1 protein-coding gene and 2 pseudogenes are annotated in these 891 nt (G+C 68.4%); all 3 read left to right on the plus strand.

Annotation, left to right across the window (positions count from 1 at the left end; genetic code table 11):
* On the plus strand, nt 1-315 hold a 315-nt coding region (locus QJT82_RS45475), incomplete at its 5' end, for a cytochrome P450 (protein ID WP_281446738.1).
* 1 nt (nt 316) lies between these two features.
* Nucleotides 317-605 (plus strand): annotated as a pseudogene (locus QJT82_RS45480) (ferredoxin); the annotation flags it as partial.
* Nucleotides 606-612: 7 nt separating this feature from the next.
* Nucleotides 613-819 (plus strand): annotated as a pseudogene (locus QJT82_RS45485) (SDR family NAD(P)-dependent oxidoreductase); the annotation flags it as partial.
* Between the last annotated feature and the right edge of the window lie 72 nt (nt 820-891).

Genomic DNA, 891 nt, shown 5'->3' on the forward strand with positions numbered 1-891 from the left:
GACGTGCGCATGCTGATCGCGGCCGGCAATCGCGACCCCGACGCCTTCGCCGATCCCGACCGCTTCGATCCCGCGCGGTTCTACGGTACCAGTCCTGGCATGTCGACCGACGGGAAGATCATGCTGAGCTTCGGCCACGGCATTCACTTCTGCCTCGGTGCGCAACTAGTCCGGGTGCAGTTAGCCGAGAGCCTGCCGCGAATCCAGGCGCGCTTCCCCACGCTGGCCTTGGCCGAGCAGCCGACCCGGGAGCCCTCCGCGTTCCTTCGGACGTTCCGCGCGCTGCCGGTGCGGCTGCATGCGCGGGGGAGCTGAGATGCGCGTCGTGGTCGACCAGGACCTGTGCGGAACCAGCGGGCAGTGCGTGCTGACGCTGCCGGGCACCTTTCGCCAGCGCGAACCGGACGGCGTGGCCGAAGTGTGCGTGGCGACGGTCCCGCAGGCGCTGCACGCCGCCGTGAGGCTCGCGGCGAGCCAGTGCCCGGTCGCCGCCATTCGGGTCATCGAAAGCGACGCTGGCGATGGCGAGCGCGCCGGTGCCGACCCTGCGCCTTCTCCAGCGGAGGGCCGAGCGCCATGCCGCGAGAGACCAATGCCATCCAGGAGGACACGATGGGACGGTTTGCAGACAAGGTGGCCGTGGTGACCGGCGCAGGCATCGGCAAGGCATGCGCCCTCGCTATCGCGCGCGAGGGAGGCAGAGCGGTGGTCGCCGACATTGATGGCTCGGCGGCCATCGCCTGCACTGCGCAAATTGCATCCGAAGCGGACCGCGCGCTGGCCTCGGCCACAGACATCGCCGATGCGCACGCGGTGGCAAAGTCGGATCGTAGCCATGTCGTTCTGTGAGCCAAGGAGTTGCCAGACATATTTGTCTTCCTAAGACCGCTT

Origin of the sequence: Bradyrhizobium sp. Mp19 (assembly GCF_029952935.1) — a bacterium.
Classification (GTDB): domain Bacteria; phylum Pseudomonadota; class Alphaproteobacteria; order Rhizobiales; family Xanthobacteraceae; genus Bradyrhizobium; species Bradyrhizobium elkanii.